The organism is Mycobacterium sp. 134 (assembly GCF_048282715.1).
Lineage (GTDB): Bacteria > Actinomycetota > Actinomycetes > Mycobacteriales > Mycobacteriaceae > Mycobacterium > Mycobacterium septicum.
Genome location: NZ_JBLVUN010000008.1, coordinates 1,630,469 through 1,646,768 on the forward strand (window position 1 = coordinate 1,630,469; position 16,300 = coordinate 1,646,768).

Here is a 16,300-nt window from a genome sequence, read left to right on the forward strand (position 1 = left end):
GGTCACTTGTCATCCCGCAATAGGGTTATTTTCGGCATGTCGATGTTGCGGATTACATTTCCGTGAAACCGCCTGCAACGTTTCCGGGAAAGTGACGCGACCGCAGGAACATGATGTTTTGCTGTTGTGGTGACCACGGCAAGTGCGCCGTACCTGGGCCAAGGGCAGAGGATGAATCTCTTGCTGGCCACCTGGGTCTCGGCCATCAACTTCTGGGCATGGAACATGATTGGCCCGCTGTCCACCACATACGCCGGCGACATGAAGCTGAGCAGCACGCAGGCTTCGATGCTTGTCGCCACTCCGATCCTGGTCGGATCGCTGGGCCGGGTTGCGGTCGGGGCGCTGACCGATCGATACGGCGGTCGCACGATGTTCCTCGCGGTGACGCTGGCCTCGATCGTGCCGGTGCTGGCGGTCGGGGCGGCGGGCGAGGCCAGGTCGTATCCGCTGTTGTTGATCTGCGGGTTCTTCCTGGGTGTCGCAGGAACCATATTCGCTGTCGGAATCCCGTTCGCCAACAACTGGTATGAACCGTCTCGTCGCGGCTATGCGACCGGTGTGTTCGGGATGGGAATGGTCGGCACGGCGTTGTCGGCATTCTTCACGCCGAGGTTCGTACGGTGGTTCGGGTTGTTCCCGACCCATCTCATCATCGCCGTCGCCCTGGCGCTCACCGCGTTGCTGTGTCTTGTCGCGATGCGTAACTCACCGGCTTTCCAGCCGAATACCGATCCGGTGGTGCCTAAGCTCAAGTCGGCGCTGAAGCTTCCCGTGACGTGGGAGATGTCCTTCCTGTACGCCGTTGTATTCGGCGGATTCGTGGCGTTCAGCAATTACCTGCCGACCTACATCAAGAACGTCTACGAGTTCTCGTCGGTCGAAGCAGGCAGTCGCACAGCGGGATTCGCATTGGCCGCGGTGCTGGCCCGCCCGGTCGGCGGTGCGCTCTCGGATCGGATCCCGCCCAAGTACGTGGTGCTGACCTCCTTCGCGGGGACCGCTGTGCTGGCCTTCATCGCGATGTTCCAGCCGCCGCCGGACGTGTGGTCGGCAGCGACCTTCATCGGGCTGGCCATCTTCCTGGGCATCGGCACCGGTGGCGTGTTCGCGTGGGTGGCCCGCCGGTCACCGGCCAAGGAGGTGGGCTCGGTCACCGGGATCGTGGCCGCCGCAGGCGGTTTGGGCGGCTACTTCCCGCCGTTGGTGATGGGGGCGACGTACGACGCCGTGGACCACGACTACTCGGTGGGGCTTCTGCTACTCGTGGCGACGGCACTGGTGGCCTTCGGTTACACGGCTCTCCGCCTACATGCCCACGAACCAGAGCAGGCCAAGGAGGCGCGTCAATGACCAAGCCCCACATCGGCGGATCGCTCGAGGAGTTGCTCGAGCGCAGTGGCAGGTTCTTCACCGCCGGCGAGTTCTCCGGTGATCTGCGCACGGTCACGCGTCAGGGGGGCCGTGAGGGCGACGTGTTCTACCGCGACCGGTGGAGCCACGACAAGGTGGTGCGCTCCACCCACGGGGTCAACTGCACGGGATCGTGTTCCTGGAAGATCTACGTCAAGGACGGGATCATCACGTGGGAAACCCAGGAGACCGACTACCCGTCCGTGGGGCCCGACCGCCCCGAGTACGAGCCGCGCGGTTGCCCGCGCGGTGCGGCGTTCTCCTGGTACACCTACTCGCCGACCCGGGTGCGCTATCCGTATGCGCGGGGCCTGCTCGTCGAGATGTACCGGGAAGCCAAGGCGCGCCTGAAAGATCCGGTGCTGGCCTGGGCCGACATCCAGGGAGACCCCGATCGTCGCAGGCGCTATCACCAGGCCCGTGGCAAGGGCGGGCTGATCCGGGTCAGCTGGGCCGAGGCCACCGAGATGATCGCTGCGGCACATGTGCACACGATCAAGACCTATGGGCCCGACCGGGTGGCGGGTTTCTCGCCGATCCCCGCGATGTCGATGGTGTCCTTCGCGGCCGGGTCGAGGTTCATCGAGCTCATCGGCGGCGTGATGACGTCGTTCTACGACTGGTACGCCGATCTGCCGGTGGCCTCCCCGCAGGTGTTCGGCGACCAGACCGACGTACCGGAATCAGGGGACTGGTGGGACGCGTCGTATCTGATGATGTGGGGCTCCAACGTCCCGGTCACCCGTACCCCCGACGCGCACTGGATGGCCGAGGTCCGTTACCGGGGCACGAAAGTGGTGACGGTCAGCCCGGATTACGCCGACAACACCAAGTTCGCCGACGAGTGGATGCCGTGTGCGGCGGGCACCGACGGCGCCCTGGCGATGGCGATGGGTCACGTCATCCTCGACGAATGCTTTGTGCAGAACCGGATTCCGTACTTCGTGGACTATGTCCGCCGATTCACCGATCTGCCGTTCCTGGTGAAGCTCGAAGAGCGCGACGGTGTGCTGGTCCCCGGGAAGAATCTCACCGCAGCCGATCTGGGCGGGCCGACCGCGGAACAGGAGAACGCGGCGTTCAAGCCCGTGCTGCTCGACGGTGCCAGCAACAGCGTCGCGGTCCCGCAGGGCTCGTTGGGATTCCGGTACGGCAGTGACGGCGTCGGCAAGTGGAACCTCGATCTGGAGGACCTGGTTCCCGCCCTGACGGTGCTCGGGGACATCTTCGAGTCCGCCGAGATCACGCTGCCCCGTTTCGACACCGTGGACGGAAGCGGCGCGACCATGCAGCGCGGTGTGCCGGTGCGACGGGTCGGCGAACATCTGGTGTGCACGGTGTTCGACCTGATGCTGGCCCAGTACGGCGTGCACCGGCCCGGCCTGCCCGGGGACTGGCCAGAGGGATACGACGACGCCACCCGGCCCTACACCCCGGCCTGGCAAGAGCAGGTCACCGGAGTGTCGGCCGCCCAGGCGATCCGCGTCGCACGCGAATTCGCGCGCAACGCAGAGGAATCCGGCGGCCGGTCGATGATCATCATGGGTGCCGGCATCTGCCAGTGGTTCCACGGCGACGCCACATACCGGGCCGTGCTCGCCCTGCTGCTGCTCACCGGATCGATGGGGCGCAACGGCGGTGGCTGGGCGCACTACGTGGGCCAGGAGAAGTGCCGCCCCGTCACCGGGTGGGCCGCCATGGCGATGGGCACCGACTGGTCGCGCCCCCCGAGGCAGATGGCGGGCACGTCCTACTGGTACGCCCATACCGACCAGTGGCGCTACGACGGGTACCGCGCCGACGCACTGTCCAGTCCGGTCGGCCGGGGCCGATTCCGCGACAAGCACACAATGGACGTGATGAGTTCCGCGGTGGCCATGGGATGGACGCCGTTCTACCCACAGTTCGACCGGTCCAGCCTCGACGTGGTCGACGAGGCCAAGGCGGCCGGCCGGGAAGTGCCGGACTATGTGGCCGAGCAATTGGCAAGTGGCGGGCTGAAACTCGCGGTCACCGATCCTGACGATCCGGCCAACTGGCCGCGCGTGCTCAATGTCTGGCGGGCCAACCTGCTGGGCTCGTCCAGCAAGGGCAACGAGTACTTCCTGCGCCATCTGCTGGGCACGACGTCGAATGTGCAGGCCGAGCCCACCGCGGAGGGGTTGCGGCCCAAGGATGTGGCCTGGACCGACGACATCCCCGAGGGCAAGCTCGATCTGCTGATGTCGATCGACTTCCGGATGACATCGACGACGCTGCTCTCCGATGTGGTGCTGCCCGCGGCGACCTGGTACGAGAAGGCCGACCTGTCCAGCACCGACATGCACCCGTACATCCATGCCTTCAGTCCGGCGGTCGACCCGCCGTGGGAAACCCGGTCGGACTTCGAGGCTTTCGGTGCGATCGCCCGGGCCTTCAGCACGCTCGCCACTCGGCACCTGGGCACCCGCAGCGATGTGGTGATGGGCACGCTGCAGCACGACACCCCCGGCGCGATGGCCTACCCCGGCGGTACCGAACATGACTGGCGGACCACCGGTGAGACGCCGGTACCCGGCAAGACGATGGGCCCGCTGGTGGTGGTCGAGCGCGACTACACGGCGATCGCCGAGAAATGGTCGGCACTCGGGCCGCTCGTCGAATCTCTGGGATTGACCACCAAGGGCATCACCACCCATCCCGACCAGGAGGTCGCCGAACTCGCCGCCAAGTTCGGGGTGATGGATTCGGGTGCCGGTCAAGGTCGCCCGGCGATCACCACGGCTGAGCGGATGGCCGATGTGATCCTGGCGCTCTCCGGCACCTCCAACGGCCGGTTGGCCGTGGAAGGGTTCCGGGAACTCGAACGCCGCACCGGTCGCAAACTCATCCACCTGGCCGTCGGCAACGAGGAACGCCGGATCACCTACGCCGACACCCAGGCCCGGCCGGTCCCGGTGATCACCAGCCCGGAGTGGTCGGGCAGTGAGACCGGTGGCCGCCGCTACGCACCGTTCACGGTGAACATCGAGGAGCTCAAGCCGTTCCACACCCTTACCGGCCGGATGCACTTCTACGTCGATCACGACTGGCTGGAAGAGCTCGGAGAGCAGTTGCCGATCTACCGGCCACCGCTGGACATGGCGCGGTTGTTCGGCGAATCCAAGCTGGGGCGCGACGGTATCGGCCTCACCGTGCGGTACCTGACCCCGCATTCCAAGTGGTCGATCCACTCGGAGTACCAGGACAACCTGTTCATGCTCTCGCTGTCGCGTGGTGGCCCCACCATGTGGATGAGCCCGTCGGACGCCGCGAAGATCGAAGTCAAGGACAACGACTGGATCGAGGCGGTGAACCGCAACGGCGTGCTGGTGTGCCGCGCCGTGGTCAGTCACCGCATGCCCGACGGCGTGGTGTACGTCTACCACGCACAGGAACGGACCATAGACGTTCCGCTGAGCGAAACCACCGGAACCCGTGGCGGTATCCACAATTCGCTGACCCGGCTGCTGGTCAAGCCCAGCCACCTTGCCGGCGGGTATGCCCAGCACTCGTTCGCCTGGAACTATCTCGGCCCCACCGGAAATCAGCGCGATGAAGTGACGGTGGTCCGCCGCCGCTCACAGGAGGTGAAGTACCAGTGAAGGTCATGGCCCAGATGGCGATGGTGATGAACCTCGACAAGTGCATCGGATGTCAGACCTGTTCGGTGACCTGCAAACAGGCCTGGACCAACCGGGCCGGGACCGAGTACGTCTGGTTCAACAACGTCGAAACCCGTCCGGGGCAGGGCTATCCGCGTACCTACCAGGATCAGGAGCGCTGGCGTGGCGGGTGGAAGCTGGATCGCCGCGGCCGGCTGAGGCTGCGCGACGGCGGCCGGTTGGCCAAGCTGGCCAGGATCTTCGCGAACCCGAAGCTGCCGTCCATCGAGGACTACTACGAGCCGTGGACCTACGACTACGAGAACCTGACTTCGGCGCCGCTGGGTGAACACATTCCCACCGCGCCGCCGCGCAGCCTGATCACCGGTAAGCCCATGAAGGTTTCGTGGTCGGCGAACTGGGACGACGACCTTGCCGGTTCACCGGAGATCGTGCCCGGTGACCCGGTCCTCAAGCAGGTCAGTGAGCAGATCAAGCTCGAACTCGAGCAGACCTTCATGTTCTATCTGCCCCGGATCTGCGAGCACTGCCTCAACCCGGCGTGTGTGGCATCTTGCCCGTCGGGCGCGATGTACAAGCGTTCCGAGGACGGCATCGTGCTGGTCGATCAGGACCGGTGCCGCGGGTGGCGCATGTGCGTATCCGGATGCCCTTACAAGAAGGTGTATTTCAACCACAAGACCGGCAAGGCCGAGAAGTGCACGCTGTGCTATCCGCGGATCGAGGTCGGTCTGCCCACGGTGTGCTCGGAAACCTGTGTGGGCCGGTTGCGTTATCTCGGGCTGGTGTTCTACGACGTCGACCGCGTACTGGAGGCCGCGTCGGTACCTGACGACAAGGATCTCTACGAGGCGCAGCGGCAGATCCTGCTCGATCCGACCGACCCCGAGGTGATCGCCGGCGCCCGGGCCGAGGGTATCTCCGACGAGTGGATCGAGGCGGCCCAACGCTCGCCGGTGTACAAGCTCATCCACACCTATGGTGTTGCGCTGCCGCTGCATCCGGAATTCCGGACGGTGCCGATGGTCTGGTACATCCCGCCGTTGTCACCGGTGGTCGACGCGGTCAGTCGCGACGGGCACGACGGCGAGGACGTGGGCAATCTCTTCGGTGCGCTCGAAGCCCTGCGCATCCCGATCGAGTACCTGGCCGGATTGTTCACCGCGGGGGACACCGCGGTTGTCGAAGGCGTGCTCCGCCGCCTCGCGGCCATGCGGTCCTACATGCGCGACATCAACCTCGGGCGTGAGACCCAGCCCCACATTCCGGCCGCGGTCGGAATGACCGAGGAACACATGTACGAGATGTACCGGCTGCTGGCGCTGGCGAAATACGAGGAGCGCTACGTCATTCCGACCGCATACAGCTCGGAATCGATACCTGGGGCCGAGGAACCCGGCTGCTCGCTGTCCTTCGAAGGGGGGCCCGGAATGTACGAGTCGGGTCCGTTCGGCGAGGCCAGCGGCGGTCCGGTGCCGGTGGCGGTGGAGACCTTCCACGCGCTGCAACACCGGCAGACCAGCGGCGGCATGGCCGCCAATGCCGAGCGGCCGTCGCGGGTCAACCTGCTCAACTGGGATGGCAGGGGCGTTCCGTCAGGCATGTTCCCGGGTGGTGGTCAGTGATGAAGCGTCGCAACCGAAACCGTGACAACACGATGCAGGACCGCCTGGTGTGGCAGGCGGCGTCGCTGATGCTGGCCTACCCGGACGACGGCCATGCCGACCGGCTGCAGACCGCGGCACGCCTGCTGGACCACGTCACCGGTGAGGCCCGGGCGCTGCTCGGCGAGACTGTCGTCGGGCTGAGCCTTCGACCCACCATGGAGCTGGCACAGGAGTATGTCGAGACCTTCGACCTGCACAAGCGGTGCACCATGCTCCTGACCTACTGGACGTCCGGGGATACCCGAAACCGCGGCGCGGACATGGTCGAATTCACCCAGACCTACCGCGCCGCAGGCGTTGAGATCCCGAAAGGTGAAGCACCCGATCATCTTCCGGTGGTGCTCGAGTTCGCGGCCACGGTCGACCCGGCCGCGGGGCGGCGGCTGCTCGCCAAGTACCGGGTGCCGATCGGTGTGGTGGCGCGCGCGTTGGCCGAGCAGCGGTCGCCGTATGCGCCCGTCGTGGCAGCGGTGGACGCAACCCTGCCGTCCCTGGCGTCCGTCGACGACGTGTCCCGACTGATGGTGTCCGGGCCGCCCGCGGAATCCGTGGGACTGCAGCCGTTTCAGCTGACCGTTCCGCCCCGCCGTGTGCAGGAGGTGCGCTGATGTCGGGCTGGGAGATCTTCTGGGACGTGGTGCCGTATGTGACGCTGGCGGTGGTGGCCGTCGGCACCTGGTGGCGGTACCGCTACGACAAGTTCGGCTGGACCACGCGCTCGTCGCAGCTCTACGAGTCGCGTCTGCTCCGGATCGCCAGCCCGATGTTCCACTTCGGCATGCTCGTGGTGTTCATCGGACACGTCGTCGGTCTGTTCATCCCCGAATCGTGGATGGACCTGGTGATGAGCGACCACGTGTACCACCTGCAGGCGGTGATCCTCGGAGGCATCGCCGGTATCGCGGCCCTGGTCGGGATCGCGCTGCTGATCTACCGCCGCCGCGTCACCGGCCCGGTCTTCATGGCCACCACCGTCAACGACAAGACGATGTATGTGGTTCTGGTGGCCGCGATGGTGGCCGGCTTCGCCTGCCCGGCGATCGGAGCCACCCCGGAGGGTGCCGAGCACGACTATCGCGAGACCGTGTCGCCGTGGTTCCGGTCGATCTGGATCCTGCAGCCCCGCGGCGATCTGATGGTCCAGGCGCCGGTGTACTTCCACATCCACGTGATGATCGCGCTGGTGCTGTTCTGCCTGTGGCCGTTCACCCGGCTGGTGCACGTGTTCAGCGCACCGATCGGCTATCTGTTCCGGCCCTACATCGTCTATCGCGGGCGCGACGTCGCCGAGAAATCAGAGCTGGTCGGGTCGCGACCGCAGCGTCGGGGCTGGTGAGCGCCGGTATTCAGCGGAACTAGGGACCTTTGACCCTGCCCGGGGATGGACAGCAGGCGGAGGATTGCAGGTATGGAGCAGTTGACCGCACTCGATGCGGGGTTCCTCGAAGCCGAGGACTCGGACCGCCACGCGAGCCTGGCGATCGGAGCGATCGCCGTGCTGGACGGGCCGATGCCCAGCCCGGAGGCTGTCACGGCCGCATTGTCCGAGCGTGTGTTGACCGCGCCGCGCCTACACCAACTGCTGCACACGCAGCCGCTCGACCTCGGTGCGCCGCAGTGGGTGGAAGACGCCAACTTCGATGCCGCGCACCATATTCGCCATGCCGCGCTGCCCCAGCCCGGTGGCGATGCGGCGCTGCACCGGTGGGCCGCCGACGTCATGGAACGCCGCCTCGACCGGGACCGGCCGTTGTGGGAGTGCTGGATCGTCGACGGCCTGGAGAACGGCAGGTGGGCCATCCTGCTGAAGGTCCATCACTGCATCGCCGACGGGATCGCCGCGACCCGACTGTTGAGCCGGCTGTGCGACGACGGTGATGTGGCCGGCGAGGGTAGAGAACGTCAAGCTGCCAGGGGGACAGCTGCTTTCAGCCCTGTCGACTGGATCGGCAAGGCGTGGCAGATCTCGAGTGGACTGCCCGGCGCCGCGATGCAGGCCGTCCACGGGGCCTTCGGCATCGTCACCGGCCTGCTGCGTCCGGCGGCGGGGACCTCGTTGACAGGCCCGGTGACCAGCATGCGGCGCTACGACAGCGCAGAAGTGTCGTTGGATGACGTCGACTCGGTGTGCCGGGAATTCGGTGTGACGGTCAATGATGTTGCGCTGGCGGCGATCACCGACAGTTTCCGCAACACCCTCATTCGCCGCGGCGAGAAGCCGAGGCGTGACGCGCTGCGCACCCTGGTGCCGGTATCGGTGCGGTCCGGGGATGCCCACGACCGGACCGACAATCGAGTCTCGGTGATGTTGCCGTATCTGCCGGTCGACAAGGCCGATCCCGTGCAGCAGTTGCTCACCGTGCACGCGCGGCTGTCCAGGGCCAAGGCCAGCGGACAGCGCGAGGCGGGCAACATCCTGGTGTCGGCGGCGAACGCGATCCCGTTCCCGCTCACCGCCTGGACGGTGCGGGCGCTGACCCGGCTGCCGCAACGTGGCGTCGTCACCGTCGCCACGAACGTGCCCGGCCCGCGAAACCGGTTGCGCGTGATGGGCCGCGAGATCGTGCGACTTCTTCCGATCCCGCCGCTCGCGCTGCAGCTGCGCACCGGTATCGCCATCATGAGCTACGCCGACCGTCTGGTCTTCGGCGTCATCGGCGATTACGACGCAGCCCCCGATGTCGACGAACTCGCCCGCGGCATCGAACGTGCCGTTGCCCGGCTGGTCGACATCAGCGTCGGCCACTGGCGCTCCACCCCGGTGGGAACTCTGCAACTCGTACAGGGAGGTTGACCATGAAGGGACAAGAGCTCGGCGTTCTCACCCGCAGGCAATGCCTGGATCTGTTGGAGCGGGTCCGCGTCGGACGATTGGTGTTCACCGAGGATGCGCTGCCGGCCGTACAGCCGGTCAACTTCCGGGTGTGGCACGACGACGTGGTGATCCGGGTGGCCGGCGGGCCCAAGCTGACCGCCGCCATCGACCATCAGGTGGTGGCGTTCCAGGCCGACGAGCTCGACGCCGATCTACGGACCGGTTGGAGCGTGACCATCGTCGGGCATGCCGAGCCGATCACCGACGTGGACGAGCAGGTGGAGGTCGCGGGGACGTTCGTGCAGCCGTGGGCGGAGGGGCGGCGCGACCACTTCGTGCGGATACGGGCCGAGAAGGTCACCGGGCGCGAGCTCCGGGACCACGCGATGCCGCACTACACAGCCAACAGCGAGGGCTAGTACCGCAGCCGGTCGTCGACGACCCGCACGGCGTGGCCCGGGTGCTGCGTCGCGTACAGCGGGTGCAGCAGCATCGGGTGGCGGCAATGCGCGCAGGAGGCCTGCGGCTGGTTCGCCGACGCGAAGGTGAGGTGGTGGCATTCGCTGCACCGGACCATGTAGCAGGCGCCGATCCAGTTGGCCATGCCCACGTAGATCGCGACCGTGGTTCCCAACGCGAGCACCATGATCAAAGCGACCGTGAGCGCTTCATAAACCGTCATCCCGGCACCTCCAAGCACGCCCATCGCAACGTGACGGATACCTGAAACGGTACTCGCGAACCTTAGGTTTTCCTGGCCCGTTTGAAGACCTTGTCCAGTTCTTTACCGCGCAATCCGTTGAGTTCGGCCTTGCGGACCTTGTGCAACACGAGGGGGCATCGTTTGCAGCGTGGCTTGCTCTTGCAGCACTTTTTCTTGGGCTTCAGACCGGCGATCTTTGCGGACTTCAACGTGACGGGGCTCTCTCGTTTTCGTGATCGACCGGCGTGCCTGCGAGAATGTCGGTGTGGATTCACGCCCGAGCTTTCGCAATGTCGCCATCGTCGCCCACGTCGACCACGGCAAGACGACCCTAGTCGACGCGATGCTGCGACAGTCCGGTGCCTTGACGCACCGCGGCGACGACGCGGTCGAGCGCTTGATGGACTCCGGTGACCTTGAGAAGGAAAAAGGCATCACCATCCTGGCCAAGAACACCGCGGTGCACCGGCACCACGCCGACGGCACCATGACGGTGATCAACGTCATCGACACCCCTGGTCACGCCGATTTCGGTGGCGAGGTGGAGCGTGGCCTGTCCATGGTCGACGGCGTCGTCCTGCTGGTGGACGCCTCGGAAGGCCCGCTGCCGCAGACCCGGTTCGTGCTGCGCAAGGCCCTGGCCGCGCACCTTCCCGTGATCCTGGTCGTCAACAAGACCGACCGGCCCGACGCACGTATCTCCGAGGTGGTCGAGGAAAGCCACGACCTGCTGCTCGACGTCGCCTCCGATCTTGACGACGAGGCCCAGGCTGCCGCCGAGAAGGCGCTGGACCTGCCGACGCTGTACGCGTCGGGACGTGCCGGTATCGCCTCCACCACGCAGCCCCCCAACGGCGAGAACCCTGACGGCGAGAACCTGGACCCGCTGTTCGACGTGCTGATGGAGCACATCCCGGCACCCTCGGGCGACCCCGAGGCGCCGCTGCAGGCGCTCGTCACCAACCTGGACGCGTCGGCCTTCCTGGGCCGCCTCGCGCTGATCCGCATCTACAACGGCCGGCTCAAGAAGGGCCAGCAGGTCGCCTGGATGCGTGAGGTCGACGGCGCCCCGGTGATCACCAACGCCAAGATCACCGAGCTGCTGGCCACCGAGGGCGTCGACCGCAACCCGACCGAGGAAGCTGTCGCCGGCGACATCGTCGCCGTCGCGGGCATCCCCGAGATCATGATCGGCGACACCCTGGCCGACCCCGAGCACGCGCACGCACTGCCCCGCATCACAGTCGACGAGCCCGCCATCTCGGTCACCATCGGCACCAACACCTCGCCGCTGGCAGGCCGGGTGTCCGGGCACAAGCTGACCGCCCGCATGGTCAAGAACCGCCTCGATTCCGAGCTGATCGGCAACGTGTCGATCCGCGTGGTCGACATCGGCCGCCCCGACGCCTGGGAGGTGCAGGGCCGCGGCGAGCTGGCGCTGGCCATCCTGGTCGAGCAGATGCGCCGCGAGGGCTTCGAACTGACCGTCGGCAAGCCGCAGGTGGTCACCAAGAACATCGACGGCAAGCTGCACGAGCCGTTCGAAGAGCTGACCATCGACTGCCCGGAGGAGTTCGTCGGCTCCATCACCCAGCTGATGGCCAACCGCAAGGGTCGCATGGAACAGATGACCAACCACGCCGCCGGGTGGGTCCGGATGGACTTCGTGGTGCCCAGCCGCGGGCTGATCGGCTTCCGCACCGACTTCCTCACCGAGACCCGCGGCACGGGTATCGCCAATGCGGTGTTCGAGGGCTACCGGCCGTGGGCCGGCGAGATCCGAGCCCGCCACACCGGCTCGCTGGTTTCGGACCGGTCGGGCTCCATCACCCCGTTCGCGATGATCCAGCTGTCCGACCGCGGCCAGTTCTTCGTCGAGCCGGGCGAGGACACCTACGAGGGCCAGGTCGTGGGCATCAACCCGCGTGCCGAGGATCTCGACATCAACATCACCCGCGAGAAGAAGCTGACGAACATGCGGTCCTCGACCGCCGACGTCATGGAGACGCTCGCGCGTCCGCTGGACCTGGGTCTCGAGCAGGCCATGGAGTTCTGCGCGGAGGACGAGTGCGTCGAGGTGACCCCCGAGGTCGTCCGCGTGCGCAAAGTGGAGCTGACGGCCTCGCTGCGCGCACGGGCGAAGGCGCGGGCCAAGGCGCGCGGCTAGTTTCGCGTTCTCGCCTTCGACTCTGCGTCCAGATCGTGAAATCCGCCGAAATCGCGATCTGAGCGCAGTCTCGACGCCCTTGCCGCAGAGTCGATGACGCAGCAGGCCCCCTCAGTCGCGTTGAGGAGGCCTACTGGGTCGGGCGGGTTATTCGGCGGCGCTGCCTGAATCCGAGCTCGGCTTCTCGACCTTCTTGCCGTTCAGGCCCTGGGCGGCCTTCTTGAGGCCGTCGGTAGCCTTCTTGAATCCGGCGCTGACATTCTTGGCCGATTCGCGCACGCTGTTGGTGACTGCCTTACGAGAGCTGGAGCGGGCCGCTGCCATCGCCGTCGCTTTCGGCTTGGTCTTGACCGGTTGGGCTGTCACATCTTCCTTTGGCGCAGAAGAGGATTCGTCTGCCTTCAGCGTTGACGCCTCAGGCGCCGCCTCGGCCAGCGCAGCGGTGGTGCTGCTCTCGACGGCCGCGGCGGCGGCGGTGGGCAGGCCGGCCTTGAACGGTGCGGCCAGTCGGGTGCGTGCGACCTGGATCGACGAATAGACACTGCCGGCGCTCGCCACCAGGGCGGAGCTGACGTTCGCCAGGCCGTGCTGAACCGCATTGGCGGCGGCCTCAGGGTTGCCGGAAACGATCGCTGTTCCAACGTCCTGGATGGCGACGACACTGGTACGGGCGATGTTGGAGAACGCGAGGGCCGGGACCGTGACGAAGCTCCACGCCACCTGATAGACCAGCGGGCGGACCAGCGCCTGCATCACGCCGGCGTCGGCAGACAGCATGTTCTGCAGCTTCACGACTTGGTTGAACAGCCCGAGGAACGGGCCGATGAACGCGGGAACGACGGCGTCGTAGGCGCCGACGAGGTCGCCCGCTGCCAGATGGGTGCCGTATGCCTCCAGGGCCGCGGGCAGGTTGGCTGCCAGAGTTGACGCCGCGGTGGTCAGACCGTTGCCGATCTCGCCGAGCGTTTTGCCGTCCGCGCTCGCCCGCGCGATGATCGCATTCAGAATCGGTGCGGGAGTGGCGGTCTCGTTCGCGATCATGAGTTGGACCAGGGCACTGGCTTGGTCGAACACCGGGGCGAAGACTTCGATCGGGTTGTCCAGTGCCGTCATCTGCACGGCATGGGTTTGTATTGCCGGTGGGGAAGCTATTGCCGGGGTGGCGGCGATGACGCTGGCGGTGGCCAGCGCTACGCCGGCCGCGGCATAGGGCCGTAGGGCACGTTGCACTGCGTTCTCCTTGCGTTGCTGCGGTCAGCTCGGGATGGCGGACCGGCGTGAACGTACAAGGGAAGCCAGGAAATGACATTCGGATTCTGTGCGACGTTCGAATTATTGATCTGGCCGGCCTGACGATCGCCCCGTCCGGGTGTGGGCGGGGCAATCGTCTGACTGGTTGCGTTGTGGGGCAACGGTTATTCGCCGTCCCCTGATCCGGCGTCGGTTCCACCCGGGCGCTCTCGGGAAGCTCCCGCGCCGTCGACGATGTTTCGGATCGACGCCGTTGCCGCCCCGTCGCGGTGCCCATCGTCACGAGGTTCGCGTACCAGAATTGATTGGCGAGGACCTGGCTGAGGATCGGTGTCGGCCGGCTGACGATCGGGGCAATAGCGTCCATCACGTATACCGCCGTCAGCGTCGCGAAGTACTCATAGGCCTCGGCCGGCGAGAGCTCCGGCTCCTGCGATCGCGATTCCGGCCGTTACGTAGGGCCGCAATGCTTGTGGCAACGGGGCCTCCTTCCTGATGTGTGATGCCGGTCACTCCGGCTGACGGCAGACGGTATCTGAGAATCAACTGAGATAGATGCAAAAGACGCCGACGCTGCTCAGTTCGCTATCGGCAGCTCGGCCGGGAGCTGCCATACGCACAGATCAAGGTGGAAATAGCAGGCCGGGTCTTGTTTGTTGCACCTTGAAAGACTTGGATCGATCTGATCGGCTTGAGTAGCTGCATGGCCGTGCGTCGCGCAGTTCCGGTGCGCGGCGGTGGCGGCGGGGGAGGCTCGATACTCTGAGTAGCGTGCCGACACCCCTCCGCCGCGCCCGTCTGACGATCGGCGCGCTCGTTTCGGTGCCGGCGCTCCTGTTCAGCGCCTGTACGGTGAGCCCGCCGCCTGCCCCGCAGAGCACCGAGACCACCGAGACGACGCCGCCGCCCCCGATGAAGGCGACGCAGATCATCATGGCCATCGACTCGATCGGCCCGGGGTTCAACCCGCATCTGCTGTCGGACCAGTCGCCCGTGAACGCGGCGGTCGCGTCGATGGTGCTGCCCAGTTCGTTCCGGCCGGTGCCCGACCCGAAGTCGCCGACCGGATCGCGTTGGGAGCTCGACCCGACCCTGCTCGAATCGGCCGAAGTGACCAGTGAGAACCCCTTCACGGTCACCTACAAGATCCGTCCCGAGGCGCAGTGGACCGACAACGCGCCGATCGCTGCCGACGACTATTGGTACCTGTGGCGCCAAATGGTCAGCCAGCCAGGCGTTGTCGACCCCGCCGGCTATGACCTGATCACGGGTGTGCAATCGGTCGAGGGTGGCAAACAGGCGGTGGTGACCTTCTCCCAGCCCTATCCGGCATGGCGGGAGCTGTTCAACGACATCCTCCCGGCCCACATCGTCAAGGACATTCCCGGTGGCTTCGGCGCCGGTCTGGCCCGCGCGATGCCGGTCACCGGAGGTCAGTTCCGGGTGGAAAGCATTGACCCGCAACGTGACGAGATCCTGCTGGCCCGCAACGACCGGTACTGGAGCGTGCCGGCCAAGCCCGATCTGGTGCTGTTCCGGCGGGGTGGCGCACCGGCCGCGCTCGCCGACTCCATCCGCAACGGCGACACCCAGGTCGCCCAGGTGCACGGTGGCGCGGCCACTTTCGCGCAGTTGAGCGCGATCCCGGACGTCCGCACCGCCAGAATCGTGACACCGCGAGTGATGCAGTTGACCCTGCGCGGCGGGCAGCCGACCTTGGAGCAAGCCCAGGTGCGCAAGGCGATCCTTGGCCTGATCGACGTCGACCTGCTGGCGTCGGTGGGTGCGGGTGACGACAACACCGTGACGCTGGCGCAGGCACAGGTGCGTTCTCCATCGGATCCCGGTTACGTACCGACGGCGCCCCCGGCGATGTCACGGGAGGCCGCGCTGGATCTGTTGCGCGGCGCGGGCTACCAGATCGAGCCTGTGGCCGAGCCGCCCGCGCCCGGCGAGCCGCCGGCGCCCGACAACGGTCGGCAGCACATCACGAAGGACGGTGCCCCTTTGTCGTTGGTGCTGGGTGTGGCGTCCAACGATCCGACCTCGATCGCCGTGGCCAATACTGCCGCCGATCAACTCCGCAACGTCGGCATCGATGCCTCGGTGCTGGCACTGGATCCTGTTGCGCTCTACGGTGATGCGTTGACCAACAACCGGGTCGACGCCGTCGTCGGCTGGCATCAGGCCGGGGGAGACCTGGCAACCAGCCTCGCCTCACGCTATGGCTGCCGCGCACTGGAAGCCACGGCCGTCTCGACGGCTGTTCCCGGCGTCGCTCCGACGCCGTCGGCGAAGCCGACCACCAGCGCCTCGCCGGCACCGGCCACGACGCCGACGTCGACCCAGCCGATCCCCGCTCCCGACTCCGGTGCCCTGGTGCAGGCACCCAGCAATATCACCGGGATCTGTGACCACAGCATCCAGCCGAGAATCGATGGGGCGCTGGATGGTTCGCAGAACATCGCCGAGGTGATCCAGGCCGTCGAGCCTCGGCTGTGGAGCATGTCGACGGTTCTTCCGATCCTGCAGGACACGACGATCGTCGCAGCCGGACCGAGTGTCGAGAACGTGAGCCTGACCGGCGCCGTGCCGGTGGGCATCGTCGGCGACGCGGGCAGCTGGACGAAGGGGCGCTAG

The 16,300-nt window shown here is 66.5% G+C and carries 11 protein-coding genes; 9 read left to right on the top strand and 2 right to left on the bottom strand.

What is annotated here, in order from left to right; translation table 11 throughout:
* Positions 1-171: 171 nt before the first annotated feature.
* The 7 genes from ACNQVK_RS12660 (at position 172) to ACNQVK_RS12690 (ending at position 9,958) form a co-directional block, all read left to right on the top strand.
* Complete coding sequence (locus ACNQVK_RS12660) at positions 172-1,353, top strand: nitrate/nitrite transporter (protein WP_418029788.1); 1,182 nt, start codon at positions 172-174, stop codon at positions 1,351-1,353.
* Positions 1,350-5,036 carry a nitrate reductase subunit alpha gene (locus ACNQVK_RS12665; RefSeq protein WP_418029789.1) on the top strand — a complete coding sequence of 1,229 codons (3,687 nt, stop codon included), beginning with the start codon at positions 1,350-1,352 and terminating at the stop codon, positions 5,034-5,036. The genes ACNQVK_RS12660 and ACNQVK_RS12665 overlap by 4 nt, the downstream gene beginning before the upstream one ends.
* Entirely contained in the window at positions 5,033-6,682 is a 1,650-nt protein-coding gene (narH, locus tag ACNQVK_RS12670) for a nitrate reductase subunit beta (RefSeq protein ID WP_418029790.1), read from the top strand. Before ACNQVK_RS12665 ends, narH begins: the two co-directional genes overlap by 4 nt.
* Positions 6,682-7,332, top strand: a complete 651-nt coding sequence (narJ, locus tag ACNQVK_RS12675) for a nitrate reductase molybdenum cofactor assembly chaperone (protein WP_418029791.1) — start codon at positions 6,682-6,684, stop codon at positions 7,330-7,332. Before narH ends, narJ begins: the two co-directional genes overlap by 1 nt.
* Positions 7,332-8,060: a respiratory nitrate reductase subunit gamma gene (narI, locus tag ACNQVK_RS12680; protein ID WP_418029792.1), complete on the top strand. Its 729-nt coding sequence runs from the start codon at positions 7,332-7,334 to the stop codon at positions 8,058-8,060. Before narJ ends, narI begins: the two co-directional genes overlap by 1 nt.
* A gap of 72 nt (positions 8,061-8,132) precedes the next feature.
* The gene (locus ACNQVK_RS12685; RefSeq protein WP_418029793.1) at positions 8,133-9,518 is read left to right on the top strand and encodes a WS/DGAT/MGAT family O-acyltransferase; all 1,386 of its coding nucleotides are present in this window, start codon (positions 8,133-8,135) and stop codon (positions 9,516-9,518) included.
* 2 nt (positions 9,519-9,520) lie between these two features.
* Complete coding sequence (locus tag ACNQVK_RS12690; RefSeq protein ID WP_409548990.1) at positions 9,521-9,958, top strand: pyridoxamine 5'-phosphate oxidase family protein; 438 nt, start codon at positions 9,521-9,523, stop codon at positions 9,956-9,958.
* Here the strand turns inward: ACNQVK_RS12690 and ACNQVK_RS12695 are convergent.
* The gene (locus ACNQVK_RS12695; RefSeq protein WP_044519838.1) at positions 9,955-10,221 is read right to left on the bottom strand and encodes a hypothetical protein; all 267 of its coding nucleotides are present in this window, start codon (positions 10,219-10,221) and stop codon (positions 9,955-9,957) included. The two genes, ACNQVK_RS12690 and ACNQVK_RS12695, sit on opposite strands and share 4 nt — an antisense overlap.
* A gap of 286 nt (positions 10,222-10,507) precedes the next feature.
* Here ACNQVK_RS12695 and typA point away from each other — a divergent pair, with 286 nt between their 5' ends.
* Positions 10,508-12,409 (top strand): translational GTPase TypA, encoded by a 1,902-nt coding sequence (gene typA, locus ACNQVK_RS12700; RefSeq protein ID WP_418029794.1) that lies wholly within the window; start codon positions 10,508-10,510, stop codon positions 12,407-12,409.
* Positions 12,410-12,556: 147 nt separating this feature from the next.
* Here the strand turns inward: typA and ACNQVK_RS12705 are convergent, their stop codons facing one another.
* Positions 12,557-13,639, bottom strand: a complete 1,083-nt coding sequence (locus tag ACNQVK_RS12705) for a hypothetical protein (RefSeq protein ID WP_418029795.1) — start codon at positions 13,637-13,639, stop codon at positions 12,557-12,559.
* A 792-nt stretch (positions 13,640-14,431) separates the two neighbouring features.
* Here ACNQVK_RS12705 and ACNQVK_RS12710 point away from each other — a divergent pair.
* Positions 14,432-16,300: an ABC transporter family substrate-binding protein gene (locus ACNQVK_RS12710; protein WP_418029796.1), complete on the top strand. Its 1,869-nt coding sequence runs from the start codon at positions 14,432-14,434 to the stop codon at positions 16,298-16,300.

Coding starts and splice junctions, on each gene's coding strand:
- ACNQVK_RS12660 (WP_418029788.1), top strand. CDS start 172: ATGAATCTCTTGCTGGCCACCTGGGTCTCGGCCATCAACTTCTGGGCA.
- ACNQVK_RS12665 (WP_418029789.1), top strand. CDS start 1,350: ATGACCAAGCCCCACATCGGCGGATCGCTCGAGGAGTTGCTCGAGCGC.
- narJ (WP_418029791.1), top strand. CDS start 6,682: ATGAAGCGTCGCAACCGAAACCGTGACAACACGATGCAGGACCGCCTG.
- narI (WP_418029792.1), top strand. CDS start 7,332: ATGTCGGGCTGGGAGATCTTCTGGGACGTGGTGCCGTATGTGACGCTG.
- ACNQVK_RS12685 (WP_418029793.1), top strand. CDS start 8,133: ATGGAGCAGTTGACCGCACTCGATGCGGGGTTCCTCGAAGCCGAGGAC.
- ACNQVK_RS12690 (WP_409548990.1), top strand. CDS start 9,521: ATGAAGGGACAAGAGCTCGGCGTTCTCACCCGCAGGCAATGCCTGGAT.
- ACNQVK_RS12695 (WP_044519838.1), bottom strand. CDS start 10,221: ATGACGGTTTATGAAGCGCTCACGGTCGCTTTGATCATGGTGCTCGCG.